We start from the raw sequence: 1,138 nt of genomic DNA, 5'->3' as shown, positions 1-1,138 counted from the left end.
GCTGAGCGCGTCATTGGTCGCGTAACCGGTGAGACCGTCATCGCCTGTGGTGGAGGCGATCGCACGGGCCTTGACGTCTGCGATGCTCCAGCTGGTGCCGTCCGCAAAGCGGATGGCCTCGACTGCGTTCGCCGAGGTCCCGTCGTACTGGAAGTAGTTCGAGACGCTCAGGCGGTCATCGGTGCCGTTGAGGCTGATGACCAGGGTGTCGGCGGAGCGTGTGAGCGTGATGTTGGCCGGCGTGATGCCCGCACCGAGCACGATGGTGTCGGCATTGGTGCCCAGCGCATCGCCGTCGGAGTTGCTGATGGTGTCCTGTCCGGACCCCAGGCCGAACAAGTAGGTGTCGGCACCGCTGCCCCCGCTGAGGCTGTCGTTGCCCAGGCCGCCGTCGAGCGTGTCGTTGCCGTTGTCTCCACTGAGCGAGTCGTTTCCCGCACCCCCGTCGATCAGGTCGACGCCCTCACCGCCACCGAACGAGTTGTTGCTGCTGTCGCCCACGAAGATGTCGGACGAGGCACCGCCGGTGCCGGACAGCATCACACCCAGCGACGTGAGCGTGGCGCGGATCGGCGCGTCAGCCGGGAGGTTCCGCGTCCAGGCACGCAGGAGCGCCATGGCATCGAAACCACCCAGCTTCAGCGCAGGCCCGGCCGAGCGAATCAGCGCGACAAGATCACGGAAGGCTCCCGCTTCATTGACGGCCTTGAGCGCCTCGAACTGCGAAGCCAGCGCCGCAGGATGGAACAGGCTGCTGTCGCGCAGGTCGATCTGGCGAACGACGTAGGCAGTCGCCGGCGGAATCATTCCGAAGGTGACCACACTGGGAGGGGTGTACGCATTGACAAGCGTTCCCACCATGGGCGTGGAAAAGCGTGTCTGGGCGATCAGACGGCCAGCGGCGTCGTAGGCGTACTCGGTGTAATAGTTCTCCGCATCCAGCTCCGCCCGCAGCAGGCCGTCCGCGTCGTAGAACTTGCGTGTGACGCGATCGGCATCGCTGGGCTCCGGTGCAATGGCGGACGACGACGGCTGGGTGCCCAGCGCCGTGGTGTCGATCGCTTTGGCGTACCGGCGCTGCGCCACCACGCGGGATGCGCCGTCGTATGTGAGTTCCGTCACGTAGCCCAGCGCATCG

At 66.2% G+C, this 1,138-nt stretch carries 1 protein-coding gene; it reads right to left on the bottom strand.

The features are described 5' to 3' along the window. A partial coding sequence (locus tag E8D38_RS27810; protein ID WP_281286174.1) for a calcium-binding protein occupies positions 1–1,138 on the bottom strand: 1,138 nt, incomplete at both ends.

It is taken from the genome of Methylibium rhizosphaerae (assembly GCF_006386545.1).
GTDB classification, from domain to species: Bacteria; Pseudomonadota; Gammaproteobacteria; order Burkholderiales; family Burkholderiaceae_C; genus Pseudorivibacter; species Pseudorivibacter rhizosphaerae.
This window is presented reverse-complemented; position numbering and strand designations above follow the sequence as displayed.